This is a genomic window from Halolamina rubra (assembly GCF_000739555.1).
Classification (GTDB): Archaea; Halobacteriota; Halobacteria; order Halobacteriales; family Haloferacaceae; genus Halolamina; species Halolamina rubra.
The window spans coordinates 23,410-47,634 of sequence record NZ_BBJN01000020.1 but is presented as its reverse complement, the minus strand read 5'-3'; the positions used below and the strand labels follow the sequence as shown (position 1 = coordinate 47,634).

The window sequence follows — 24,225 nt, the reverse complement described above, 5'->3', positions numbered from 1 at the left end:
TCCCGGCGTGATCCGGGTGAACTGGCTCTGTTGAAATCCTATTGGTCAGACACTATCTGCTGTGAAACAGCCGGTAGGTGGGGTTGCACAGTTAGCAGTCGTGATAAGAGTGCTCTGACGAGCTCCGCCGTTTGAAACGGAGACCGTGACTACCCTCGCATCAAATTCATCACTTCGTCGGCGACGTCCGGTTCGACAGCAACGACGTAGCGGCTGCCGGGTGTCAGCGTTGTGTCGCGGCGGGCAATCCGGTGGCCGTCGTCGTCAGAGATTATCAACGTCCCTTCAGGAAAGCGCACATCAGTCAGTTGCTTTCCGGCGGCCGGAGCTCCCTCTGCGACGCGAACGAGTATGATGTCGAGGGTGCCCGTCACGTCCGCCAGCGTCTGGACGTCGCCACCGATGATCTCGTTCGCCGCCACTTGGGCGCCGGCCCGCTCGGGGAAGAGGACCGCGTCCACAAATCGCGTGTAGGCCTCGCCAGTTGCGTGGTCGATGCGCGCAACGGTTCGGATATCGGGATTGAGCTCCGAGGCGGCCAGACAGACCGCGAGGTTCAGCCCTGCTTCACCTGTGAGCGCCGCTATCACGTCGGCTCCCTCGATGTCAGCCTGTTCGATGATGTCGGGATTCGTCGCATCACCCTGGATGACCGTCGCTATCCACTCGTCGGCGATTTCCGAGACAACCCGTTCGTCGCGTTCGATAATCGTCACATCGTGACCGCGGTCCGCGAGTATCTCCGCTGTCTGAAAGCCGACGCGCCCACCGCCTGCGATGATGGTGTCGAGATTGCTGGTCATGGTTCAGTCTTCAGCCTCCGTCGTCATTCCGGTATCGGTAGTTGTCTGACCGCTTTCGGACGGCACTCGGAGCCGCTCAAGTGCGAAATAAGCGAGGCCCCCGAGCAAGATCCACGCCACGCTAAGCGCCAGCGCCAGCGGGTCAGTCCGGATCAGGTACTCTACGAGCACCCCGGCCAGAAGCAGGTTGAGAGCGATTCCGAGCACCGCCGGAACCGGGTAGTAGGGCATCTCGTAGGGACGGTTCATATTCGGTCGCTCCCGACGCAGCCTGATCACGGCGACGTTGACGATAATGAACGACAGCAGAAAGAACAGGCTCGCCATATTCCCGGCGCTCTGCGTCGGGAGTGCCACTGACCCGAGCATCACGACCGCGCTGGCGAGGATCGCAACGAACGGTGTCCCGTATCGGTGGTGAATTTGGCCGAACGAGGGCAGCAACTGTCCCTCTCGACCCATCGAAAACGCCACCCGTGAGGAGGCGATTACGACCGCATTGAGGGCGGTCAGCGTCGAGAACACCGCCCCAAAGACGATGAGCGCCCCGCCGTTCTGGATGATTGGTAGTCCAGTCGGCATGAACGACGTCGCCGCCGCAGCGATCCCTGCCTCGCCGGCGTCGGCGAGCCCCTCTGCCCCGAGCGTGCCGACGGCAACGGTTACAACGGCCAAATAGACTATCACGGTCGCAATCAGACTCACGAAGATCGCTTTCGGGATGTTCTCACGAGGGTTCTCGACTTCCTCAGTGACGGTCGTGATGAGGTCGTAGCCCTCGAACGCGATGAACGTAAGCCCCATCGCCGGCAGGATCGCGGTAGCTCCAGCTCCCTGGGGGAACAGCGGCTGGAACTCGGCCCCTGAGAACATCGGTGAGGCAAAACCAAAGGCGACGAACACAACCAGGATACTCACCTTGATAATAGTAAAGATCGTCTCAGCGCTTCCACTGGCAGCCGTCGAGACCGCGTTGAGTGCCACCATGCTGAGAACAGCAACGAACGCCAGCAGGAACGCAAGGGGTACCCCTACGTCAACAACCGGCAGCATGACAGCCCCCACCTCGTCCGGCGGCGGAACGATCCCATAGACGTGCAACAGTTCGAGAAAGTTCGGCGCGAAGCCGAGCGCGTACAGTCCCCCCGCGATCATATAGGCGAACCAGAGCATCCAGCCCATGATGAACGAGGGGAGATCCGAAAAGATCTCCCGGACGAACGCATATCCGCCGCCACTTTTCGGGATCGAGGCGGCCAGCTCTGCATACGAGAGACCGGTGAATGCGGTGACGACGCCGTTCAGCGCGAAGACGAGGATTGCCGCCGGACCTGCGATTTCGGCGGCCAGCCCAGTCAGTACGAAGATGCCAGCCCCGATCATCGCCCCCATACCGATCATGGTCGCGTCGAGTAGCCCGAGCTCAGCCTCCGGGGACCGGGTCTGACTTCCGCTCACTACTCACACTCACCGATTCGGTCGTCGTGTATCATACGGTTAGATAGTCTGTTAGGGCACTTAATAACCGTAGGAGGATTCTTTTATATTGAGAATTACATCGGGGTTTAATAAACCTTCAGAAGGTTCTGCGGCGCTCGAGGGGCGCGCCCGATCGCTCGGGACCGAATTACGATCGGAAACGAGACACTCGGAAAGGCCAAGCGCTGACCCAACCGAGTCGATCACGGAGTTTCTGGCACCGGAGGGGGTTGGGCAGAACTGCTAACTACATCCTCTAAATTCACGCTCTCGACGTGTCAAATTAGACTGTAAACATTATACATCCAGACAGACCTTTTGGTGGTTTTCACTAGAACGAAATAGACTGAGACTCCCCATCAAGAGTGAATGAGTTGTTCGATGATTGGATACTCTCAGAGTCATGGCTATTGCCAAACGATTCGAGATATTCAGAAGCTCCGGAGACAGAATTCTCCGTGAACGCGATCTCCCGGATATTGTCCACGAAGAACGCCTCACGGCCGTACGGATAATCGAGCTCGTTGACCCCCTCAACATTGTTTTGCTGGATCGTTATACCTCGTCCATCCTGGATCGTCCCGACACGGAACCCGAGGTCCTCAAATGAGTTGTCGACGATGTCGATGTTTCTGTGCGGATGGCCGGTTGTTTCGACTCCTTCTGCGGGGGTATGAACGATTAATACGCCAGCAGGTCCCCCGCCACCGAGATACGACTTTCCAGAGTCACGGACGCTGTTGCCCTCCACAATCACATCGTCCGTCCATCGTTCGGGGGCATAGGTCCCAGACGTATCACACAAGAAATTGATCGTCTGGTTTTGTGAGCCGTGGAGCGTATTGTCGATGATTTTGCCAGGACCACCACTAATCCGAATCGAGTTGGCTCGGTTATCTCGGACTGTATTTTCACTGACGACGAACTCTGAGTTCGCCGTTGCCGCATTCGATAGGTAATCACCCGATTGCACCTGATCGGCGACAGATGACTCAAATTCGATTGACGCAGCTGGAGAGACGCCGTTTTGCGCTTGGAACTCCGGAGTAACTGAGTCAATAGCCGGCAATGACCCACCCCGGACACCCTTCGGTGTCATCCTCTCGATGGTGTCGCCGGTCTCGGGGGCGAATACACCGATGGGATCGACATATACCGTATCGCCCTCGACACGCTCGACTGGGGCCATGAGTGACGAAACGATAATCCCATCGTCGAGAAGCCGTTCGACGTGACAATTAACTACCGTTGGGCCGCCTCGACTGTTGAGGAAATGGATTCCGTCCGCATCTGACCCAATAAGTCGGTTTGAATCAGCCGGTGGACGAACCTGAACTCGTTCGACGTGTGGGGACTGACAGTTTGCAAAGAGAACAGCGAATGACGGGGATGCATGCACGCTCACGTTCTCCAATCGAGGTTCCTCGATGTTGCTGAATTTGAGGGCCTGTGCGGATCCGGGGGGGTCACGTGCTGTAATCGCGATCCGTTTTCCTGCGCTGATCCCACGGGTTGTCGAGTTCTCGTTGAGCGTCAATCGCCACCGTCGATCGCCGAGTGACTCCATCGACGAGAATCGCTTGATTGGGAGCCCTCTCGCTCGCGTGGCGTCGATGAACGACCCGTCCGAGTCGTGGATACTTGCAAAGACTTCGCCCTGCCCGAACCGGTCCGCATTCAACGAGGGATAGTCGTCATTGAGTTCAATTACGAGCTCTCGATTGGATTCCGAGAATGACGCGATCTTCCCCTGAGTGAATGGCAACGAGTCGTAATCAAAGCTCAGATTTCGAACCGTCAGCGATTGACTATCAAACAGGTGTAGTCCACCCATTCGTGGTTCTGTGAAATAGATTGTCGAGCCGTTGCCGTCGATTGTAATCTCGTCTAAGCCAGCCGCCTTCACGTGTGGTCCCGGTGGCTTGTCGATGTCGTAGGATTCGACCGGATCAAACGCATACATTCCCTCCTCGAACCGAATCGTCGCACCCGGACGCCAGGATGCCTCTCGGAGCACCTCGCGAAACGCAGTCGTCCCCCCTCCATCGAACGTAATTACGTTGGGTTCAGTCGTGAACTGCCTCGGTTCGGCACGAACACGCTCGGCACCGTTTGCAACGGCCCGATACTCGTAGACCGTGTCAGAGTCAAGGTCTTCAATCTCGGCTTCAAATTCATCAGATTGCAGTATCTCTGTTTCAGTCCATTCCCCGTTCTTGGGGCGCCATTCGAACAATGTTTGAACGTCATCCTTGTCTGTTGCCCCTTCGAGTGATCCCTGAAGAACCGCACTATTGTAGTCTATCTCCGTTGCTGGCTCAGTCGTTACGGCGAGTGAATCATCGGCCGTCGCTTGATCGTCTGAGTCTGGCTCAGAGGTCGGGGTAAGCTCCTCCGGCGTTTCCGTTCGCTCACTCTGGCCATTACAGCCGGCAATCACCCCGAATGAAGCGCCAACGGCTGCGAGATAAGCCCGGCGAGGTATTTCACTCATCTTGGCAAACTGTTAGCTGAAGATAAATAGATTTTCTGTACTTCCAGCTATCCGACTTTCTATTCTTAGCCACTCACGCATCGCCCCTCGAGGACAGCGACAGTCAGGATAATTGTGGTGCCGTCGACGCCGACGATCTCGATACAGCTGATTGGCCCGAGCCCGATCCTCCGCGTCCCTCCCCAACATTCTATACCGACAAACAGGAACGATAGCTGCACATACTCGGCGAGATTCTGGCTTTCATTGGGATCAGGGCTGTCGCTGTGATGCGACCCCACCAACCACGCGCGCACTATAGACCATGCATCCTGGCACCCCGGCGCCTGATGAAGACAGGAAAATCACCTACTCATCAAGGGAGTCCCACGGCACTTCCAGTGCCTTCTCACCGAGCGGGGTGATCTCGTACCCGCCAGTATCGGCGTCCTTGACGATGCAGCCGTTGATCTCTCCATCGTCGCTCGTGTAGTTGCCGATCGCGCTGGCGGAGACGCTGCAGTGGGTCGCGATGTCGCCGTACGTTCCGACGCGGCGATCCCGAACGACTCGCAGCACCTCCATCATGTTTGCCCGCTTGTCGGTCTTCACGTACGCCAGCGCCTCCAGTGGTGCCGGGACCTCGTACTCCTCCAGGCCCTCCTCGATGCGTTCTTCCTGAGCTTCCTCGGCGTCGCGGATCGTTGTCGTCCGCTCGGCGCGGAGCTCGGACACGTCGCGCAGCGAGAGGTCACACCGAACCGGGTACTCGCGACGGTCTCTGAGGACTTGACGAACGAGTTCCTCGTCGATGTCCTCCCGAGTCGTCTCCTCGGGAAAGTCCCGATCGAGCAGGAACCAGTCCGAATAGTAGTCACGCACCGCTGGCTTCTCGTCGCCGTCGCGAACGTCGACCTCGTTCACCTCGACCCACCAGTCGACATCCTCGTGGCGGTTCAGCCACCGGTCGCGCGGGTCCTCGCGAACCCGTGCTCCCCACGCCAGGCCGTAGCGATCGAGCCAGCCGCGGTCCTTGTCCGACAGGCCGCAGCGGGCACCACCGAACTCCACCGGCCAGCGCTTCCAGGATGGCGTGTGGATCAAGCCCTGCCCAGGATCGAAGCCCTTGATGACCTCGGCGCCGCTCTTGCCGGAGCGGCCCACGTCGTCGATGTTGATGCTCTCCTTGAGCGTCTTGATGCCCTCGTCCTCGTTCGAGAGGACGATCTTGTTCCGCATGTTCACCCGAATCTGCCGGCGGACGTCGTTCACCTTCTGGGTCGAGCCGACCAGCAGGATGCCCCGACTTCCGCCCTGCGAGGCGATGTCGAAGATGGTCTGGGCCGTCGATCGACGCTCGGCGCTGTACTTCATGTTCTGGGGCTGGCTGGGGGCAACGTTCTTCAGTTCGCGAATCTCGAGTGCCACCCGCGGCACGTTCTTGTGTTCGTCGGCGGCCTGCCAGATGAGCTGCATCCAGAGGTCCATGATGACGTAGTGCAGCGCGCCGTGGCCGTCGTCGAGGAAGTTGCAGTTGAGGGCGGCGACGCGATCCTGCGCATTCAGCACCTCCGCCATGTCGATGTTCGTGTCGGCGCCCACGTCCTCGATCAGGCCATCGCCGGCGTACTGTGCCAGCGTGTTCGCGGCCCGCTGGAGGGTCTCGTCTTCCTCCATCTGGTAGGTGATGTCCCGGAGACTGTCGTCCTCGGGGTCTTCCATCGTGACGGTGGCCTCCATCTCGCCGGCCATCTCCTGGAGTTCCTCGACGAGGCGGTCGACGGTGCCCGAGCCCTTCCGAACCGACTCAAGCGCCCGGTTGATCCGGCGCTCGGTCGACCCGCTGGCGGTCGTCTTCCCCGCCAGTCGGAGGATAATCTCTGGCGTCAGCGTGTCGACGCCGATGGTAAACAGGCGGAAGTTCGAGGGCAACCGGTCGGGCACGCCCGGCATCGCGGGGACGTACACCCGCGTGTCGTACGCCTTCGGTTGCTGGCCCAGTCGTTCGAGGCTGCGGCGGATGGCGCCCTCGTCGTTGGGGATCGCGATCATCGGGAGTTCGTTCCGGCCGTCGTCGAGGATGCTCACCCACTTGTAGCCGTGCTGGTCCTTCAGGTTGCCACAGATCCGGGCGTTCGTCGAGTCCTTCCCCTGCCGCGGACTGGCAGTCGTCAGGATGTGGTCGCAGGCTTCGTGCGGGATGGCCGCGCTCATGTACTCGATGCTCGCGGTGGAGTCTTTTCGCATCCGCTTCCGGCCGATCGGGAGCACCGCCTCCTCGTCGACTGGCGAACTGTAGCCCTTCTTGTCGACGTGCTCCAGCGTGATCGGCGCGTAGTCAGTCTTGTCCGTGGCCGCCGAAAGGTAGCCCTGGGCTTTGGCGACCTCAAGCAGCACTGGGTACTCATCTTCTGGATCGGGGCGACGCCCACGGGTGCGGAGCCGGTGGATGCGCGTGAACTGGCTGGCCGCCCAGTTCGGGAGCTCGTCGCCCCGGAGTACCGCCTGTCGGTCGGGGTCGAGCCACAGCATCCAGTGGGCTCGCGAGAGCAGCGCCTCCGGATCGTCGTCGGTCTGGCCGACCAGGGCGGCCTCGGCGTCGCTGATGAGCGACCGAACCTCGGCCTCGATCTCGAGGTTCTCCTGATAGAGTTGGTGTTCGACACGCTCCTTCAGGAGGTTCTCGGCGGCTGTTGCTGTGTCTGTTCGATCGCGGGTCTGGATGTCGTCGTAGCTGTTGCTCATGGGTTTGGGAGAACTAACTATGTTGAAAGTGTGTATTATTCTGACTAAGCAGCGTTCATAGATCCTGCATAGAGGAAATTAGTTCACTGAACAATAGAGATACCAGTCCAAACTAGTACGAGAAAAACTGTCCATTGATGCGCCCGAGTCCTTGCATGGTTCATTACAATTTGCTCTAACTCATCAAGTTCGAGAACGCTCTCAATTTCAAAAGGTCTCTGTAGCAATATTTGGTTGTCTCCGTTCTCAAATTCGGCTAGGAATACTGCTTGCTCAATACTTCTAACGCCGCCTCCCCCAAAGGCTATTCCTGACTTACTATCGGGTTTATCAGAATGCACCTGAACAAACTGCCTAACCGTCCGATTCGGGGGGATGCGGTCATCGAGGGCGGCTTCAATCTGAGAAAATCCAGTATCATCCGGTTCCAGATAGCTTTGTTTCTCTACTCGATTATTCTGGTTGTCCCCTATGCCTGTTTCGTCCCAGTTTCTCAGTGACTCGATACCGATACGAGCCTCTTTGATATACAGAGAATATTTCGGGTAAAGGATGGGCAATACCGCAATCAAAGCTGCCAATACTACAGATGAAACCTCCGCACCGGAAAGACCGGAAATCATTGGTTTACACCTTTAACCCGAGTTTGATGATAAATATTGTTGGGTGAATCAGAGTTGTTAGGTTGATTTTGTTAACAGGGAATTGGTCGCATTAGATTTTTATTGCTTGTTAGATATCATAGTATGATGAGTGGATCTGTTGACGATTGGCATCCAGGATTCTTAGCACAAATTTACGAGCAAATCACTGGGACGGAAGTTGAAGTAGAGGATGACTCATCCAAACAGGTCCCTCCGCCTAAAGTGACTAGAGTCGATTCTACCGCCGAATCTATAGTAGTCGAATTTATTGCTGTGAATCCAGACACGATGAGCGTCGAAAACTACAAGAAACGTATAGACAGAGACGACGTGGTCAGAGCTACAGAAAACCACCCCCGAACTGATCTCTGAATTGTTCACCCAGTTTGATCTGGGTGAAGGCCAACTGTCTCGCCGACCTCTGCTATTCGCAACTCGGAAGCCGAAAGCCACGAGTCGATTCATCCGGCTCGACGGCCGGAAGGCTGTACCGGTCGGGCATCTGCCGGATCGGGAAGCGATCGGAGAAGCTGGCCCGGAGTTTCGCCACGTCTGGCGGTAGCGTCTCCGTCCGGGCGCGGACGGTCGTGACCTCCCGTGCTGCGTCGGCGCCCGGATCGTGAACTCGTGTTCGACGAGTGTGTTCGGCACGAGTTCGTCGTAGCACTCGGCGACGAGATCGGGGTCGTAGCCCATCCCGACGAACCGCAGGCCCATCCAGATGTACTGGCGGTCGTGCTCGACGACACGCTGGGCCAAGACCTCCTTCGGGAGCATCCCGTCCTCGGAGTCGAGCACCGTGTTGACGAGCTGGTCCATCACCTGCGGCTTCTCCATATTCTCCCGCCAGCCGGCGAAGTTCAGGATGTAGCGATCCAGACACCACGCGTAGCGCTCCTCGATCGCCGGCGATGGGTGGTAGCCGTAGGCACGTTCGAGCGCCCGCGTCGCGAGCGTGTCGATCAGCTCCTCGCGGTCCGTCGACGCGTAGGTGCGACCCGCGAGAAAGCCCATGTGGCAGGTCATTCCCTCGGCGTCGACAGTCTTCACGAGCACCGCGATCTCTTCCCACGTCTCGCCGCCGCGATCCTGCCGAAGACTGCGCAGGCGGCGCTGTCGGAGCCACTGGTCGCCGCGATAGACGCCGACGCCGACCAGCAACGCGCCAGCCAGCAGCGACGGGTAGAGCCACCACTGGACCCAGAACTGGACGAGGATGAGCTCGAGAACGAACACGATCCCCGCCGGGACCAGCAGCTTCCAGATCACGTCATCCGTCCGAAGGCCGGTCGCGAGGTCCATCCGCCACAGCTTGAACCGCTCGGCGTTGCTGGGCGCGTCCTCGTCTGTTTCCTGTTCCGGTCCGCCATCGTCGTCGGTCGCCCGCCTCGGGAGATTCATGTCGTCCGAGGCGCCGCCTGGCTCGTCGACGACCTCTCCCGACGGTTCGGTTTCTTCGTCGAAGGAGATCCGGTCGTCCTGACCGTTGAACGCCTGACGGATGCGCTCTCGAGCGCTCTCGGTGTCGTCGTCGCCGAAGATGATCGCCCGGTTCGTCCCGTCGGTAGTGCGGATCTCGTCGGCCATCCGTCCGACAGTCTGTGGCTCGTGGCCGGTCTCGCGGGCGGCCTTCACGATCCGGGCCTTGCGGATGCCCCAGATCGACCCGCGGCCGAAGACGATCGCCGCGAAGACGTAGCCCCAGCCCGACGTGGCCCACTCCAGGACGGCCGAGAGGAGTGGTGCGCTGGAGGCCGAGACCTCGACCTCGGCCTGGGTAATGTAGAAGACACCCGCCCCGGCGACGCCGGCGAGAGCGAACACCACGACCAGCAGCGCCTTCGACGCCGGCGACGCCGTCCGGATGCCCGTCACGGCGTTCCAGAGCTTCTTCGGGATACGGAACGGGAACAGGACGAGCCGGAGGAGTAGCCTGAGCAGGCCCTTCAGGAACGCCACCGCACTGGTGAGTAGCCCCATCAGTCATCCCCTCCGGTGCCGGCGTTGCCCGGCCCGAACATCATCTGGTCTTCCTCTTCGACTTCCTGGATCAACTGGGCCACGTCATCACGCGTGTCGCGGTAGAGGTGGCCGAGGTTGTGTTTCGTCTCCATATGTTCGAGGGTGGCCTTGATCTCGCCGAGAGCCTGCTTCGCCGTCGGGATGCGGTTCGAACGCAGGACGGGTTCGAGCCACGAGTCCTCCAGTGAGTCTGTATCCAGATCCTCGACGCCACCGTGAACCTGTTCGAGCCCGTCCTCGGTCTGTCGGTGAGCGCCGAAGGCGGCCATGCGGGCGAGTTGCCCGGCGCTCCGGACGCCGTGGCCGTCACGCCAGTAGACCGCGTTCGAACCGACCGCCGGCACCTCTTCGAGCGGCACCTCGTCGGCGGTCTGCTTCTGCTCCTCGTAGGCGAGTTCGAGCTCGCGGCGCTTGCGCTCGGCCCGGCCCACGTCGTTCTGCAGCGCTTCGAGCAGGCCACCCCAGCGCTTCTGAATCCACTTCGCGACCAGGGCGATCAGGCCGAGCAAGAGCAGCCAGAACAGCCAGTTCATCGACGCCGCGATCGCGAGCGCCATCAACTGGGCTGCCGACTTCGTGAGGAAGCCGTCGATCAGGTCCGCGCGCTCGTTCACCCACGAGAGGTAGGCCTCCAACTCATCAGGCGAGGTCCCGTAGCCGTGCTGCTCGGCGACCTCACGGAGTTCTTCGAGCAGCGGGGCGTACTCCTGCAGTTCCGAGGCGCCGACGGAGACGCCCGTCTGGCGGGCGTAGAGTTCGATCTCTTTCGTCGACCCGTCCGTGAAGAACAGTTCGAGCGTGTAGAGGCTGGTCTCGCCCGGCGGCGCGGCGTCATCGGCGTAGGAGACCTTCACCTGTGTCCCGCCCGCGAGTACCTGCGCCTCCGCGGGCTGTTGGCTGATCCGGGCGGCCTCGACCTCGCGGGAGAGCGTGAACAGCGCAAACGGGCCGGTGGTTTCGAACACCGAATCCGATTCCCGGACAGTTACTGCGAGGAACGGTTCGTCGAACTTCTCGGGCGTGATCCGGGCCTGGCCAGCTGCGGTGGGGTTCGCCGGATCGTCCGGGCTCGTTGTCGTCGTGTTGTTCGCGGTCGGTGTCGCCGTCGGCGCCGGCGTCGGTGTGGCCGTCTGTTGCTGGGCGACGGCGGCGCCGACTGGGGCCACCGCCATCGAGAGTACCAGGACGACGGCCAGGAGAAGATGCCGGCGCATCAGCGATCCACCTCGGCGCCGTTCTGCGCGACTTCACGCTGGTCTTTCGGGAGGCGCTGGGCCGCCCGCTCGTTGCGGATCTCGACGTTCTTCTGGCCGGTTGGGAGCTGTGTCAGAATGTCCATGATCTCCTCGCGGGCTTCCTCGCGAGAGCGGATGTCCTGGGTTTCGAGGCGACGCTGCAGCTCTCGGAGTTGCGTCTGTGTCTCGCCCAGGATCGCGTCTTTCGTGTCGAGTCGGCTCTCCAGCTTCTCCATCTTCTCGCGTTGCTGGAGGTAGGACTCGTAGGGCAGTTCGATCGGCGTTCGGTAGCGGTAGTCCGCGGCGTTCGAGACGCCGTTCGTGACGATCCGCTCCTGGGTTTTCACCAAGAACTCGTTTTCCTTCACACGGATCGCGTGGTCGGGGATCTCGTGGGCGACGATGTCGCTCAGGATTCCTCGCTCGGCCCGGAGTTCGCGGTCGTGGGCGACCAGCTTTCGCCGGCCGAACAGCCCGAAGATCCGCGTCGGGAAATGCTCGTAGATCACGAGGTTGCCGTCCTTGTTCGTCGTCGTCTCTGAGGGGTCGAAGTACACCGTCTCCGTCCCGTCCTCGTTGGAGTCGTCGTCCTCGTAGATCACCTTCAGCTTCCCGCGCTGGGCATCCTTCTTCCCGCGGTAGGCGACGCCGCCACCGATCGCGACGGTCGCGATCCCCGCTGCTTCGAGGTAGTTCGCGTAGGGCACCTCGACGGGCGCGCCGTTCTTCAGCGAGAAGTACGCGAACACGCCCGTCGCGAGGACGAGTAGCCCCAGCGAGATCGCCAGCACCTTCGCTGGAAACGTCAGCGTCTTGTGTTTCTTCAGCAGTGAGACGCTGTAGTCACCCTCGCGCCTGGCTTCCTGCTTCACGCGGTCGGTCCCGCTCTCGGGGTTCTCCCGATCGTCGCCGAAGACGTTCCAGCGATCCAGCGCACCCAGAATCAGCAGCACGATCACGACGGCGATGATGCCGACAAGGAGGACGTTCACCATTTACCGGCCCTCCTGCGTCGCCTCGGCCTCGACGCGAGCACCCTCGTCGGCCTCGTCGGTGAACCCGATCGTCACGTCGCTCTCTTCGAGCAGGTCGAGGCCGCGTTCCTGGAGCTGCTGATACTGCTCGACGTGGTCCGACAGGGCGCCGGTGATCTGGTGACAGCCGACTTCCTCGGCGTAGCGTCGGTAGGCCCGGCGCTTGTCACTCGTGTCGGCGTCGGTGTGTTCGAGTTGGAGTTGTTCACGGCGGCGCCGACGCTCCACCGGGTCGACGAACACCGGGCAGCGGGTCCCGTAGTGGGGGCAGCCCTCACAGGAGTCGGGGAAGTTGTCCGTGCCGTCGCCGTCGACGCGCCGCATCGCGAACTCGCCCATGCCCTCCTCGTCGTCGGGCTTCTCGCGAACTGTGCTGAGGTGGTGGTCGACGATGTCCAGGACGTCGCCACCGGGGAGCTCGCTCACGTCGCGGAGCCACTGGTAGATGCGGCCCTTCAGCTCGGGGTCGTCGACGAACTGGACTTCTTCGCGGAGTTCTGCAGACAGCCACGAGATGCTGTCGGGGCGGTACTGTCGCTGGTCGGTCGTAGGTTGCATGATGAATCAGGTCGGTTACTCGTCGAGGACCGCCGCGAGGTCCTCCATCGTCGGCGTCACGTCGGGGTCGATTAGCAGCAGTCCCACGCCGCTGATCGCCCGCACTTCGAAGTCGTCACCGGGGTTGAACACGCAGTCCTTGCTGACTTCGTGGGGTATGTAGAACTGGATCTGCCCGACCCCGACCTCCGTTACGGTGTGGGTCGCCCGGCACATTTGCGGCGTAGGGCAGCTCTCTCGGTCGAAACCATTACAATGTCAGCGCAATGAATGAAACTGGGCCCGCTGGCCCGCTGAAAACAGAGGCGGTTCATCCGGCGATCTTCTTTCGGAGGCTGGTTTCCTGATCGAGGTTCTTCGCGTGGGTGCTGCCGAGAAACACGGCAACGATGATGAGCAGTCCGCCGAGAATCACGAGCGGCCACGCGCCCGACATCAACAGGAACACACCGATCAGCAGCGTCGACGCGTTCCGGATGAGGCCGAAGCTCGCAACGGCCACGTTGCCGCCACTCGAGAACCGGGAGAACAGCCACAGGCCGACTGCGATCGAGAGTAGCAGCGCGGTGGCGACCGTGATGAGCTCGGCCATCTACTTTCGCCCCCAGTCCTTGCCGTCCTTGCCTCCGCGAAGGGTACTGTTCACGTCGAGGCGGCCCGCCTTCTTCCCCACGTTCTGCTGTTCGTACAGGCGGAATCCGTACCGACCGCCGTAGAACAGGAACAGGATCGCCGCCGCGATCGCCGCCGCGACGAGGAAGCCGCTCATCACGGTTAGCGCCGGGATGAACGCGAGGACGGCGAGCCCCCAAGCTACTCGTTCGAAGTTGCTAGTCATGGGTGTGGATCAGTCGAAGAGTCCGTCGAGGAAGTCGTCGATCACGTCCGTGCCGGCGTTCCACGACTCCCACTGGTGCTGCATCTTGTCCCACCGCGTCGGTCGCGCGGTGAACCGTACCTCCGCATCCGGGTCGTTGAACACGAACTGCACGCGGTAGTCGTCGACCTGGCGGTAGAACACCGGCGCCTGCGAGTCCGTCGACACTGGCCGCCAGCTCGACGCGTTGCTCGTCCGGTACATCGCCTGCCACTCATCGACGACCTTCCCGGTCGACTCATTCTGCAGGGAGATCGTGACCGTCTCCGTGGTGTTCGTCGCCGAGAAGCGGTAAGTTCGCTTCTCGAGATCCTCCTCCTCGTCGCCGATCGAGAAGTTCGAGATCGACTCCCACCAGGAACTACCGGTGTCTTTCACCTCGCCCGTCCAGGAGAGGCTCTTCACCCGCACCGTCGACGGCGCGAACGTTGCCGTCTCACCGGGGCCGAGCGTGAACACGACCTGGGTGTAGGTCTCGTCGCGCTCGAAGTCGTGGACGGCGTGCCAACCGGCCGTGCGGTTGCCGTCGTTGCTCTCGACATCGCCGAGTTCGGCCGGTGAGACGATCTCGGGCGCGATGTTGACCCGGAACTCGACACAGTAGCCGTTCGGGTTGCTGGCGTTGATCCGGAGGAACCCGGTGGCCTGCTCGACGCGGACCTCCGTGTTCTGGGCCGTGACGGTCGCCGAATCGTTGGCCGCGGCGTCGACAGTCGCGTTGTCGAACCGGAAGGCGTCGTACGTGACGCGCGTCGAGCAGTCCGACTGTGTCGACGCCGTCGCCGGAATCGCCAGTGTGGGAGCGACCGTCGCGACGAGTAGGACCGCCACGAGCAGGCCCACGCGTGGTCGGACCATCAGCGGAACTTGCCCCCGCGGTCTTCGAGCTCCTCGTAGGCCTGTTCGCCAGCCTCGCCGCTGTAGAGTTCGTACGCGTTCTCCCGGATCGTGTTCATCGGCAGGACGACGTAGAGCATCTGGGCGAGCAGGACGCTGGCGAGTAGCCGACGGCGATCGCGTCCGCGGCGAAGGAGAGCATCACCGCGACCAGGAACACGCCGATGAAGAGTAGCCGCGACCCCCAGCGGAACGCGCTGCGGACCGTCACGTCCCCGCGACTCGGGAGGTCGACCGATCGGAGGCGGCGGCGAACGTCAGTCACGCTTCCACCTCGGCAGGTCGTAGTCGTTCTTGATTGAGAGCGCCGCGATCCATTCCCCGTATTCATCGTTCACGGCCGGGATGAGCCGGGCAATGCCGATGCTCCCGAGAGCGATCACGATGATGACCGTCCCGATCAGCGCGCCACCGGTGAGAAAGCTGGCCAGCAGCGCGAACCCGATGACCGAGATCGCAGCGCCGATCTGTTGCCACGGCGTCGCTCCGCGGATGCCCAGCAGCTTCGGGATGGTCTCGATCGTCCACTGGATCATGTCCCGGATGCTCGGCGGGAGCAGTTCGTCGAAGGTGAGGTAGTCCCACGCCCGGCCGAGGTTGCGGCGGGTGCCGGAGACCTGCCGGCGGAGGAAGCCACCCGCCCGGCGGGTTCCGGTGCCGAGCATCCGGGCACCACTGCCGAGGGCTCCCGCGGCGCTCTTGATCGAGCGCCAGGCGGTTCGGAGTCGGCCCTCGTTGGCCTTCTTCGCGGCCTCGGCGTGGCGCTTGCTGTCGCCGTACCAGCCGCGTCCTTTGTCACTCATGCTTCCTCCGTGGTGTTCCACATCGACGACTCCGGAGCCCCGTACTTCGCGAGGTAGGCGGCCTTGTCGCCGGGGGAGAGATCCTCGTTCGGCTCGGCCTGGTCCTCAACGAAAGTCTCCAGCTCGTCGCCAGCCGCGCGTGACTGGTACCAGTCCAGCGAGACCCACTGGTCGGCCGACCGGTTGGTGGTGTCGAACTCCGCGGGCGTGAGGACGCGGGCGTTCGTCCACGAGCCGTTCTCAACGTCCGAGACGACGTACCGCGTGACGTTGCCCTCCTCGCGATCGTGGAAGTGAACCGCGAACACGTCGTGGTTCGTGTCCGCCGTCAGCCGCTCACTCGCGAACGCTTCGAGGCTCGCGTTGTGTTCGTTGAACGCGGTCGTGAACTCCTCCGCGTAGGTGCTGGCGTTGGCCCCGTCGCCGAGGTAGGCGGCGTAGGTCCGGGAGGCGCCACTGGTCGCGCCAGCGACCCAGATGCCGACCTCCTCGAGGATGCCCTGGTCATCGTCGTCGGCGATCAGGCCGTCGAAGAAGGCCCCGTCGTCGGACTGGGCGGCGACGCCCATCGACCCGGCGCCGATGGCCGCGGTCACGACCAGCAGCGCGACGACCAGGCGCCGGATCATGTCATGATCGCCTCCGTGAACAGGGTGCCGCAGTCGTGGTCTGTTGTCGGTGCTCGGAGTCGGTCAGCAAGCTGGAGCATCTGTTCACCTCAAGACCCGCTGCCGGGCTCGACCGGCGATGCGGCATGGCTACCGAAGCGGGTTATCTGGGTAGGGGATTTTGGCTGTCAGAACACGGTGCGGCGCCGAGGGCTTACGCCTCCAGCGCGTCGCTCACGAACGTCGGGTTGCCGTTGTAGTCGACACCGGCACCCAGCGCCGTCCAGTACGCACCACCGGAGGTGTCGTACTGGTCAGCGGTGAGCATCGAGCGGGCGTTCATGTACCCGAGCGACTCGTCGCCGACCGTAGTCACGTTCATCGTCGCCGAGGACTGCCCATCGTCCAGCAGCGCATCGGGGTTGTGGATCGTCATGGTCTGCCCGTCCGAGGAGATCGTGGCGTAGGTGTCCTCGGTGGTGTTCAGCCACTCGTGATCCTCGTTGGCGGTCTGGTAGTAGACCGGGACGTACTGGCTGTCGTCGCCGATGGTGAGCTGCGTGTAGCTCGACCAGACGAGATCGCCAGCCGACGCGTCCGACGTGGACTCACTGAACGCGGTGGTGAGGTTGCTGTTCAGCGTGTCCAGCTGGACCTGGGTGGTGTTCTGGGTGACCGTCGTCGAGTCCGTCGAGAGGACGGTGCCGACATCCTCCGTGTCGTCGCTGGTGTCGCTGAAGACGTTCAGCGACGCGAGGGAGAAGCCACCGAAGAAGCCGGCCTCGGTGTCCTCACTCTCGGCGTTCTCGCTGGCGATCAGCGCCCGCGTGTCGGTGTTGCTGTACGTGTAGGAGATGTTCGTCGTGTCCGAAGTGGCGGCGGTCGTGTCGTTCACGAACGTCACGTTCAGCGTGACCGACTCACCGGCGCCGACTTCGAGACCGTCGTAGTCCGACCCGTCGTCGGCGAGGCTGACGTTGTAGTACCACAGGTCGGGGTTCCCGTCGGACCCGGTGTCGGTCGAACTGTAGAAGTCCGGCGACGCCGTGTACAGGGTCTCGCCGTCCTGCGTGATCTCGACCGACGAGTTCGGGCTGTCGGCTTCCCACGCGAGGAGGGAACTGGTTGTGTCGTTGTACGCCTGCGTGCCAGCGTCCGTGAGGTCGCTCGTAGTGGTCGTGTTGGTCGTCTCGGTGTCGACCGTCGGGGCCGCCGCGAGGGCACCGCCGGCCGCTGCGACCAGCATGATCGCGACGAGCAGGACGCTCTTCGTCGTCTTGGTGTTGAACATCAGTGATGAAGGAATCGGGGTTAGTGAACGGGCGATACGCCTGTCGGGATTGGGTCAGCCGTAGGGCGGGGGCACGCCACCGCCACTCCAGCGGTGTCTGAGTCTATCTGAGTGCTGCAAGGCCCGCGGCCGGAGTCGAACCGGCCTGCTCCAAGCGGGTTAGAACGCCAGCGCGCTGCTGTCGGCCTGATCGGCGCCGACCCAGCCGAGGCGGTAGACCGCCGACGCCAGCAGTGCGTCGGTGGAGAACTCGCCGACGGCCGAGCGCCACCAGTGGGTCCGGGCCTGCATCGTCGCCGGGTCGGTGACGGTCCCCGGTTCGAGGCTCTCGTCGAGACCGTTCGAGAGCAGGCCGCCGAACTCCTCGGTGAGGTCGTTCACCTCGTCGAACGAGGTCGCCGAGTCGGCGTCGACGCTCTGGTGAGCGTAGAAGTGCCAGGGGTCCTGAACCGAAGCCACGGGGTGCTCGCCGTCCATCGTGATCGACGAGGCGTTCTGTCTGCCGGCCACCCAGTGGTAGGCGTCGTAGATCACCTGCTGCGTCTCGCCGGTCTCCGGGTCCGAGAGGACGTAGTACCACTCTGTGTCGCCGAGGTGGCTGTCCGAGAGCATCTGCCCGATCGTTCCGAGGCCGTCCTGGTGCGTGTAGAGCGCGACGTAGACGTGGTGGTCGTGGTCGTACTCCTGGCTCGTCGCCGTCCAGCCCCAGAGCCCGCGGAACTTCTCACGTGCCTCTTGGCTGAGTACGAGGCGCGGCGCGTAGGAGACCAGCGTCGGCTCGTCGTACACCAAGGACACATGGTCCGGTTGCGCCTGCCAGTGGTCGTACTCCTCTTGGGCGGCCACGGTGCCGATTGCCACCGACCCCGCGGCGACGCCGGCGGCGCCACGCAGCACGTCCCGTCGCGTGTAGCTCATCCGCCGATCGCCTCCTGAACGCTGGCCCACCGGCCACGCGCATCGGCGGCCAGCGTCTCGTAGATCGCGTCCCGATCCGCGGCCGCGGCGATGCGGGCCTCGCGCTGGTCAGCGTAGTAGTCCGTGTCTGGGTCGGGCTGGGTGTCGAGCGCCTGCTCCACGTCGACCATGCCGGCGCCGACCTCGTGGTAGCCGCTGCCGTTGATCGGCGTCGCACCGTGGGCGAGGCGCTGCTCGACCTCGCTCACGTTGGCGTCGGGGTGCTGGTCGAGGAGTAGCGCCGCCGACCCGCTGACCAGGGGCGTGGCCATGCTCGTCCCCGACAGCGTACTCTCACCGTCGGCGGTCTGGGCGGTGATCTCCATGCCCGGCGCCGCGACGGTCGGATCAGCGCCGCGCGTCGCGCCGAACGTCGTCGATGCCGCGCCCGGATCAGGCCCACGCTGGCTGAAGTGCGCGACGCCGGCGTCGGAGGCGTTCGCCGTGACGTTCGTGGCGGCGACGGTGATGATGCCGTCCTGTTGTGGGTCTTCGCCCAGCGAGTCCGCCGGCGACGCGATACCGACCGGGATCTGGCCGGCAGAGTTCCCGGCCGCGATCACGACGACCGTTCCGTTGTCGACGAGGTCCTGCACCGCGGCGTCGATCGCCGCGTTGTACATCTGGGACCCGAGGCTCATCGAGACGATGTCCACGTCGTGCTCGTTGGCCCAGCGTAGACCGTCGACGATGTCGGCGGAAGTTCCTCCGTTTGCGCCCATCGTCTTCCCAACCAGGATTTCGGCGTCCGGGGCGACCCCGACGAAACTGTCGTTCGAGGCGTTGGCGGCGATCGCTGATGCGACCCAGTCGCCGTGGCCGTTCGCTGAGGAGACGTTCTCCCAGTTGCCCGCCGCGGTCGCGTCCCGGTCGGCCACGAAGTCGTGACCGTCGACGATCCGGTTGCCGTAGAGCGTCGAGTCGTAGGTCACGCCGTCGTCGAGGACCGCGACCGTGACGCCACTCCCGTCGGCCGTCGTCGCGTCGGCGTTGATCGTCGCCCGTGCCTCGGCGAGCGTCGAGCGGTTGGCGTCTTCGGTGAACGCGATGCCCGCCGTCGCGTAGGAGGGCCCGCGCAGGTCGGCGATTATTCCCCGATCGGGCGCCTCGAACGTCTCACGGCTCACCGGCTCCGGTGGTTCGGGTGTGTCGACCTCCTGGACAACCGCGATCGACTGCACGTAGTCCCGCGCGTGGAGGCCGTTCCCGAGTAGGCGGTCGAGGTAGCCGGTGCCGATGTGCGAAGCGGGCGCCGCGACGACCGACGTGTTGTGCTCGGCGTCGTAGCTCAGGATCTCTCGCTGGTCGCTGCTGTTGGCCCAGTCCTCGAGGGCAGAGCGATCGTCGACGGCGACGTGCCAGCCAGGGTCACCGCCGAACGTGGCGACCTCGTCGGGGAGCTGGTCACCGCCGAAGAGGCCGCCACCGGTCTGCTGGGCGAGGCCGCCGAGGCCAGAGTCCGGGTCGACGCCTTGGGCGCCGAAGGCCGCCGCGGAGGCGCCGCCGATCGAGGCCAGGACTGTGAGCGATGCGACTACCAGAACGAGGGTTTTGCGTTGCATGAGTGGATCACCTCGGAAGAACGGCGGACGCGGTGGGGGTGGTGATGGTGGGCGTCGGCGCGGCCTGTGGTGGGCCAACCCAGCCGACGGCCCCACTCACGTCGAGTGGGACGGTGGGGAGTCTCGGAACCTGCAGGATGCCCAGCGAAAACTCCGGCGTGTTCCGGTCGAGCCACCAGCTGATGCGCTCGAACCGGCTGGGGTTGCTGTTGGTCTGGAGTTCGAGCGACCCGCGGGCGTCGGTGACCGTGACGATCGTCGTTTCGTCGCTGGTCGTGGCAACCGACGCGAGTTGGCCCTCACCGTTGCGCGGGAGTGCCTCCTCGCCGCGGTAGAGTGTCGGGTTCTCCGTCGTGATGGCCGGCAGGTGGGCCGTGATCTCGACGTGGCGCTGCACCGCTCGCTGGTTCTCACCGCGGACGATGTTCACCGACAGTGTGCTGGTCGGCGGGAGGTCGGTGCTGTGGGCGTAGAGGTGGGTTCGGGCGGGCGCCTCCTGGTCGGCGCCGATCTGGGCGGTCACGTCGATTGTCGAGCCGCCGTTTCGCACGTCGACGCTGCCGGCCTCATAGCCGTCTCCGACGACCGCGAGCGTCCCGAAGGGCGTGTCCTTGATCCGGATGCCCGGCGGCATGGCCTGGTCCGTCTCGCCGGCTGCGATGCGGTGGGTGAGCGTTCCCGCCTGGCCGCTGGCCGTCTCGAAGGTGATCTCGACGTAGTGGCGACCTTCGCCGCTGGTGGTGAACGTCGCCGTCCGCGTGCCTGTGGTCGTGTCCAGTGTCGAGCCGTCAGGGGCCACCGCGCGGGCGTTCGTGACGTTCGCGACCTGGGTTTCGTCGTCGCCGATCAGCGTCACGTCGACCTGTTCGTCCGGGCCGGGTCTGAGGGAAGAGAGCCTGATCGCGTCGAGGCCGATGCGCTCGGCGCCGGGTTTGAGCGCGTTCGTCGTGGTCTCGCCGATGCCGTTCGGCGTGACGACGACGTAGTCGAACGTGACGCCACTGGCGTCGCCAAGTGGGTAGTCTTCGACGGTGATCTGCGTGCCTCCCTGGCCGACGAACGTGGCGGCCGACTGGTCCAGCGTGATGTACTGGTCATCGACCTCGCGGGAGGTGCCGTTCGGGAAGTTCGCGACGACGCGCACCTGATCCTTAGTCAGTTCCTGTGCGAACGTCGCCGTCGACGAGGCGACGCTTTCGTTGATCGAGGTGTCCGTTTCCGTCGCCTCGATCGTCGACCGGAGTTCGGAGATTGCCTGCTGCTGGGCCTGGATCTGCTCCATCAGCTCCGCATCGCTGGAGTCGTTGATCGTGATCTCGCTCAGGTCGCGGTTCATCAGCTCCTCGACGCGAGCCTCAAGCTGGGAGTTCTCGTTGGTCAGGCGCTGGAGTTCCTCGGCCGTGTTCTCGAGGCTGTCCCGGTCGAGTTCGTCGAGGCGCTGCTGGATGCTGCTCGGGAGTTCGCTGTAGCTCAGGTTTTCCAGCAGGGAGCGGAACGCCTCGGTCGCGTTCCTGAACCGGCCGAGCTCAGCGAACTGCGGCGCTTCGGTCTCGACCACCTCGACGCGGATGTCGCTATCCGGGACCGCGTAGGTGCCCGCGTCGGCCGGCATGACGTAGCTGCCGTTGTACTCCGTGACGGCGTAGAACTCACGCACGTCCTGCAGTGAGACGTTCTGTGGGTCCTGGTTCAGGCCGGGCGGGGCTTTGTGGGCTTGTACAGTCACGCGGGTGACGCTGGCTCGTACGTCCGTCGACCACTCGCCCTGCGAGTTGGTCGTCGTTTTGTACTGTTTCAGAACGTCGTCGTTCATGTACTCGCGAACGTCCTTGGCCTGGGCGGTCAGCTGGCCTTTCTCGTCTTTCAGATCCGCTCGGATGGCGCCGACGATCTCGTCAGGATCACCGACCACGATAGTGTACCCCGTCTCCGGACTGCCTTCGGGGTAGACGTGGTAGAACCCTGCCGGCAGTTCGGTCTGGGCGATCTCGACAGAGTAGGTTGACGCGCCGAAGATCTCGTTCGAGTACGTGGTGTTGGTGCCGATGATCTGTCTGTCGACAGTGCCGCCCTGATGGTCGATCGACTCGACGACGATGTTCGTGTCATCAACGGTCGCGCCAGGGAGCTGTCGGTCGATTGCGTTCTGTGCGATTCCCGTTTTTGTTGGGTCCCAGACAGAGAGGACGAACTCTTCGTCCGCCGGGACTTGAACCCGCGGATTGCCCAGCTCGGCAGTATCGCTGTAGGCTGTCACACCCCAGTCGCCCTGCGGGTGGACCGCGACGTAGTCTGTGGCGGCGTCGCCAAACAGGCCATCGGAGCTTGCGAGCCGGCGATCGGGGTTCCAGTCCGGCGGTGCAGCGGTGGTGATCTCCTCCTCGATCTCGTTGATCCGCTCGTCGATCTGGTCGGGGTTGACGGTGATCTGTTCTTTGTCGATACCGGTGACGGTGACCGTCGCGTTCGCAACCGGCTGGCCGTTCTGGTTGATGACCACGCCGGAGAGGGATTCGGTGGGGGTGAGCGTCGTCGCCGTGACGGGCGTGGTCCAGCTCGCCGTCGTGTGTTCGGTCTGGGTCTGCAGGCGGACTTCGTACTCCGTTTCGTCTGAGAGGTTCGTGATGTCGATCGTCGTGAAGTCATACGGGACCGTGCTCCAGGTGTTCCATGTCGACGCGCCGGTCTCGCGGTACTGGACCTCGACGTTTCCGTAGTTGGTGGTCACCGTCTCGCGGTCGACCGTGATCTGGCCCTCAGCCGGCGTCGAGAGCATCGGTTGGTCTTCGGCCGGGAGGGTGGTGGTGGCGGAGGTCGTGCTCTTGACCGTCGAGTCGGAGTCGGAGACAACCCGGAAATCGTACGCCTCGCCGTTCTTCAGGCCGGTGAGTGTCTCCGTGGTGGTCGATCCGGAGAGCGTTGAGAAGGTGGTCCAGCTGGAGTCAGCGGTGGGTTTGTACTCGACGGTAGTGGTATCTATTCCGGAAGCGTCCCAAGACAACTGGGTTGAATCTTCGGTAGTAGAACTGGCACTAAGACCTGACAAAACCTTTTCTTCGCCGCCCTGGATTGAAATATTCCCAATTGTCGGGTTCCCAGGACCACCCTCATTAATTCGGAACTCGCCTACGTATGATGTCGAGTGGCTAACCGTTAGTTTTCCAGTTGTTTCTGTTTCTAGATTTTCGTAATATAGTACCCCAGATGTGCTGTTCGACTCAAAAGAGAATTTGAACCAATCTCCGCCGTTTATTGTAACTGACTTATGTTTGTCTACTACAGTAGCACCACTATCAGCATTGTAGTGAATTTCCAGTTCATTATTGTACGGGTCAACAAACACCCATATTCCGGCATTATTGCCGTCATTTTGTTGAATACTGAAACCTATATCTCCATGGTTCCCGTCGTAAGTATCCCCCACTTGGGTTACTGCCGAAATGGAGAAATTATCTGACGAATAGTCGTTACCATTGGAAAGGAATCCATCATACTGAAGTCCGTTATTCGTATAATTGTTAGATACATCAACTACGGTACCAGAAGTCCACGGTCCTGGACTTGTAGTATTAATATCGTACTGGTCAAAGTCGTCATATAGTTCGCCTCCTGTATCGGCTATAGCACGTCCAAACTCGCCGGTTTCAGTCGGTTGCGTCCCAACAAGTACAATCCCACCAAATGTGGACGTGACGACGATTAGCGCGACCGCTGCAGGTACACCTCGCCGGCAAGCTTGTGCTAGTGCCGGTACCGATATGTCCCGCCGAACTTGAGGCAGGAACGGAGAGACTATCGCGAAGGTTGCCGCGAGAACCGCCGGTGTGGACGTGGCGAGGACCTCCCCAACAGGGAACGACGAAAGTCCGACTTGGTACAGTCGTACGACGTTAATCGAGAGGTCGGCGACGGAGAAGCCGGCGAGACCAATTCCGCCAGCCACCGCCCAGTGTCGGTACCCCCTCGAGTCAATGCTACGAAGTACTGCGAACGCACCGGCGGTTACGACGATCCCGACCAGCCCGGTGCCGGTCCAGCCGACGCGAGCGGCGAGCTCAGCCGTGACCGGGTTGGCCTCGTGGACCAGCCCAGTTTCAAGGAGCATGACGGTCAGCACGAACGCCAGCGCCGTCGTCGACAAGGCGGTTAGTTCGAGCCGTCGCAGGGTGAGCTGACGAGCGATGCGACTCAGAGTGGATGTTTCGTACATGAATTGTGTTCCTCGATTATGAGGCAA

The 24,225-nt window shown here is 62.4% G+C and carries 20 protein-coding genes; all 20 read right to left on the bottom strand.

Annotated elements, in window-relative coordinates; genetic code table 11:
- Positions 1-149: 149 nt before the first annotated feature.
- Positions 150-803, bottom strand: coding sequence for a potassium channel family protein (locus tag ACP95_RS05610; RefSeq protein WP_049980269.1), 654 nt, complete (start codon positions 801-803; stop codon positions 150-152).
- 3 nt (positions 804-806) lie between these two features.
- The gene (locus tag ACP95_RS05605; protein ID WP_049980268.1) at positions 807-2,261 is read right to left on the bottom strand and encodes an APC family permease; all 1,455 of its coding nucleotides are present in this window, start codon (positions 2,259-2,261) and stop codon (positions 807-809) included.
- A gap of 352 nt (positions 2,262-2,613) precedes the next feature.
- On the bottom strand, positions 2,614-4,776 hold the full coding sequence (locus ACP95_RS15640) for a hypothetical protein (protein ID WP_154018463.1): 2,163 nt from the start codon (positions 4,774-4,776) through the stop codon (positions 2,614-2,616).
- A 348-nt stretch (positions 4,777-5,124) separates the two neighbouring features.
- Positions 5,125-7,500, bottom strand: a complete 2,376-nt coding sequence (locus tag ACP95_RS05600; protein WP_049980267.1) for a hypothetical protein — start codon at positions 7,498-7,500, stop codon at positions 5,125-5,127.
- Between the two features lie 83 nt (positions 7,501-7,583).
- On the bottom strand, positions 7,584-8,123 hold the full coding sequence (locus tag ACP95_RS15635) for a hypothetical protein (protein ID WP_154018462.1): 540 nt from the start codon (positions 8,121-8,123) through the stop codon (positions 7,584-7,586).
- A gap of 216 nt (positions 8,124-8,339) precedes the next feature.
- Positions 8,340-10,124 (bottom strand): hypothetical protein, encoded by a 1,785-nt coding sequence (locus tag ACP95_RS05595; RefSeq protein ID WP_049980266.1) that lies wholly within the window; start codon positions 10,122-10,124, stop codon positions 8,340-8,342.
- Positions 10,124-11,380, bottom strand: coding sequence for a hypothetical protein (locus ACP95_RS05590; protein ID WP_154018461.1), 1,257 nt, complete (start codon positions 11,378-11,380; stop codon positions 10,124-10,126). The genes ACP95_RS05595 and ACP95_RS05590 overlap by 1 nt, the downstream gene beginning before the upstream one ends.
- Complete coding sequence (locus ACP95_RS05585) at positions 11,380-12,396, bottom strand: hypothetical protein (protein ID WP_049980264.1); 1,017 nt, start codon at positions 12,394-12,396, stop codon at positions 11,380-11,382. Before ACP95_RS05585 ends, ACP95_RS05590 begins: the two co-directional genes overlap by 1 nt.
- Positions 12,397-12,993 (bottom strand): hypothetical protein, encoded by a 597-nt coding sequence (locus tag ACP95_RS05580; protein ID WP_049980263.1) that lies wholly within the window; start codon positions 12,991-12,993, stop codon positions 12,397-12,399. It abuts the gene before it with no gap.
- A gap of 15 nt (positions 12,994-13,008) precedes the next feature.
- Complete coding sequence (locus ACP95_RS05575) at positions 13,009-13,209, bottom strand: hypothetical protein (RefSeq protein ID WP_049980262.1); 201 nt, start codon at positions 13,207-13,209, stop codon at positions 13,009-13,011.
- 94 nt (positions 13,210-13,303) lie between these two features.
- A complete protein-coding gene (locus ACP95_RS05570) occupies positions 13,304-13,585 on the bottom strand; it encodes a hypothetical protein (RefSeq protein ID WP_049980261.1) in 282 nt (93 codons plus the stop codon).
- A complete protein-coding gene (locus ACP95_RS05565; protein ID WP_049980260.1) occupies positions 13,586-13,831 on the bottom strand; it encodes a hypothetical protein in 246 nt (81 codons plus the stop codon).
- Positions 13,832-13,840: 9 nt separating this feature from the next.
- Entirely contained in the window at positions 13,841-14,728 is an 888-nt protein-coding gene (locus ACP95_RS05560) for a hypothetical protein (RefSeq protein ID WP_049980259.1), read from the bottom strand.
- A 94-nt stretch (positions 14,729-14,822) separates the two neighbouring features.
- The gene (locus tag ACP95_RS15630) at positions 14,823-15,032 is read right to left on the bottom strand and encodes a hypothetical protein (RefSeq protein WP_154018460.1); all 210 of its coding nucleotides are present in this window, start codon (positions 15,030-15,032) and stop codon (positions 14,823-14,825) included.
- A complete protein-coding gene (locus ACP95_RS05555; protein WP_049980258.1) occupies positions 15,025-15,570 on the bottom strand; it encodes a hypothetical protein in 546 nt (181 codons plus the stop codon). Before ACP95_RS05555 ends, ACP95_RS15630 begins: the two co-directional genes overlap by 8 nt.
- Complete coding sequence (locus ACP95_RS05550; RefSeq protein ID WP_049980257.1) at positions 15,567-16,199, bottom strand: hypothetical protein; 633 nt, start codon at positions 16,197-16,199, stop codon at positions 15,567-15,569. The genes ACP95_RS05555 and ACP95_RS05550 overlap by 4 nt, the downstream gene beginning before the upstream one ends.
- Before the next feature lie 193 nt (positions 16,200-16,392).
- Positions 16,393-17,469, bottom strand: a complete 1,077-nt coding sequence (locus ACP95_RS05545) for a hypothetical protein (RefSeq protein ID WP_049980256.1) — start codon at positions 17,467-17,469, stop codon at positions 16,393-16,395.
- Positions 17,470-17,628: 159 nt separating this feature from the next.
- Positions 17,629-18,387 (bottom strand): hypothetical protein, encoded by a 759-nt coding sequence (locus ACP95_RS05540; RefSeq protein ID WP_049980255.1) that lies wholly within the window; start codon positions 18,385-18,387, stop codon positions 17,629-17,631.
- Positions 18,384-19,988, bottom strand: a complete 1,605-nt coding sequence (locus tag ACP95_RS05535) for a S8 family peptidase (protein ID WP_049980254.1) — start codon at positions 19,986-19,988, stop codon at positions 18,384-18,386. Before ACP95_RS05535 ends, ACP95_RS05540 begins: the two co-directional genes overlap by 4 nt.
- A gap of 7 nt (positions 19,989-19,995) precedes the next feature.
- Positions 19,996-24,198 (bottom strand): fibronectin type III domain-containing protein, encoded by a 4,203-nt coding sequence (locus ACP95_RS05530; protein WP_082224594.1) that lies wholly within the window; start codon positions 24,196-24,198, stop codon positions 19,996-19,998.
- Between the last annotated feature and the right edge of the window lie 27 nt (positions 24,199-24,225).

Excerpts from the sequence above, each read along its gene's own strand:
- ACP95_RS05570 (WP_049980261.1), bottom strand. The coding sequence starts at position 13,585 with ATGGCCGAGCTCATCACGGTCGCCACCGCGCTGCTACTCTCGATCGCA.
- ACP95_RS05585 (WP_049980264.1), bottom strand. The coding sequence starts at position 12,396 with ATGGTGAACGTCCTCCTTGTCGGCATCATCGCCGTCGTGATCGTGCTG.
- ACP95_RS05590 (WP_154018461.1), bottom strand. The coding sequence starts at position 11,380 with ATGCGCCGGCATCTTCTCCTGGCCGTCGTCCTGGTACTCTCGATGGCG.
- ACP95_RS05555 (WP_049980258.1), bottom strand. The coding sequence starts at position 15,570 with ATGAGTGACAAAGGACGCGGCTGGTACGGCGACAGCAAGCGCCACGCC.
- ACP95_RS05610 (WP_049980269.1), bottom strand. The coding sequence starts at position 803 with ATGACCAGCAATCTCGACACCATCATCGCAGGCGGTGGGCGCGTCGGC.
- ACP95_RS05535 (WP_049980254.1), bottom strand. The coding sequence starts at position 19,988 with ATGCAACGCAAAACCCTCGTTCTGGTAGTCGCATCGCTCACAGTCCTG.
- ACP95_RS05550 (WP_049980257.1), bottom strand. The coding sequence starts at position 16,199 with ATGATCCGGCGCCTGGTCGTCGCGCTGCTGGTCGTGACCGCGGCCATC.
- ACP95_RS05540 (WP_049980255.1), bottom strand. The coding sequence starts at position 18,387 with ATGAGCTACACGCGACGGGACGTGCTGCGTGGCGCCGCCGGCGTCGCC.
- ACP95_RS05565 (WP_049980260.1), bottom strand. The coding sequence starts at position 13,831 with ATGACTAGCAACTTCGAACGAGTAGCTTGGGGGCTCGCCGTCCTCGCG.
- ACP95_RS05530 (WP_082224594.1), bottom strand. The coding sequence starts at position 24,198 with ATGTACGAAACATCCACTCTGAGTCGCATCGCTCGTCAGCTCACCCTG.
- ACP95_RS05595 (WP_049980266.1), bottom strand. The coding sequence starts at position 10,124 with ATGGGGCTACTCACCAGTGCGGTGGCGTTCCTGAAGGGCCTGCTCAGG.
- ACP95_RS05600 (WP_049980267.1), bottom strand. The coding sequence starts at position 7,500 with ATGAGCAACAGCTACGACGACATCCAGACCCGCGATCGAACAGACACA.
- ACP95_RS05545 (WP_049980256.1), bottom strand. The coding sequence starts at position 17,469 with ATGTTCAACACCAAGACGACGAAGAGCGTCCTGCTCGTCGCGATCATG.
- ACP95_RS05580 (WP_049980263.1), bottom strand. The coding sequence starts at position 12,993 with ATGCAACCTACGACCGACCAGCGACAGTACCGCCCCGACAGCATCTCG.
- ACP95_RS05575 (WP_049980262.1), bottom strand. The coding sequence starts at position 13,209 with ATGTGCCGGGCGACCCACACCGTAACGGAGGTCGGGGTCGGGCAGATC.
- ACP95_RS15640 (WP_154018463.1), bottom strand. The coding sequence starts at position 4,776 with ATGAGTGAAATACCTCGCCGGGCTTATCTCGCAGCCGTTGGCGCTTCA.
- ACP95_RS15635 (WP_154018462.1), bottom strand. The coding sequence starts at position 8,123 with ATGATTTCCGGTCTTTCCGGTGCGGAGGTTTCATCTGTAGTATTGGCA.
- ACP95_RS05560 (WP_049980259.1), bottom strand. The coding sequence starts at position 14,728 with ATGGTCCGACCACGCGTGGGCCTGCTCGTGGCGGTCCTACTCGTCGCG.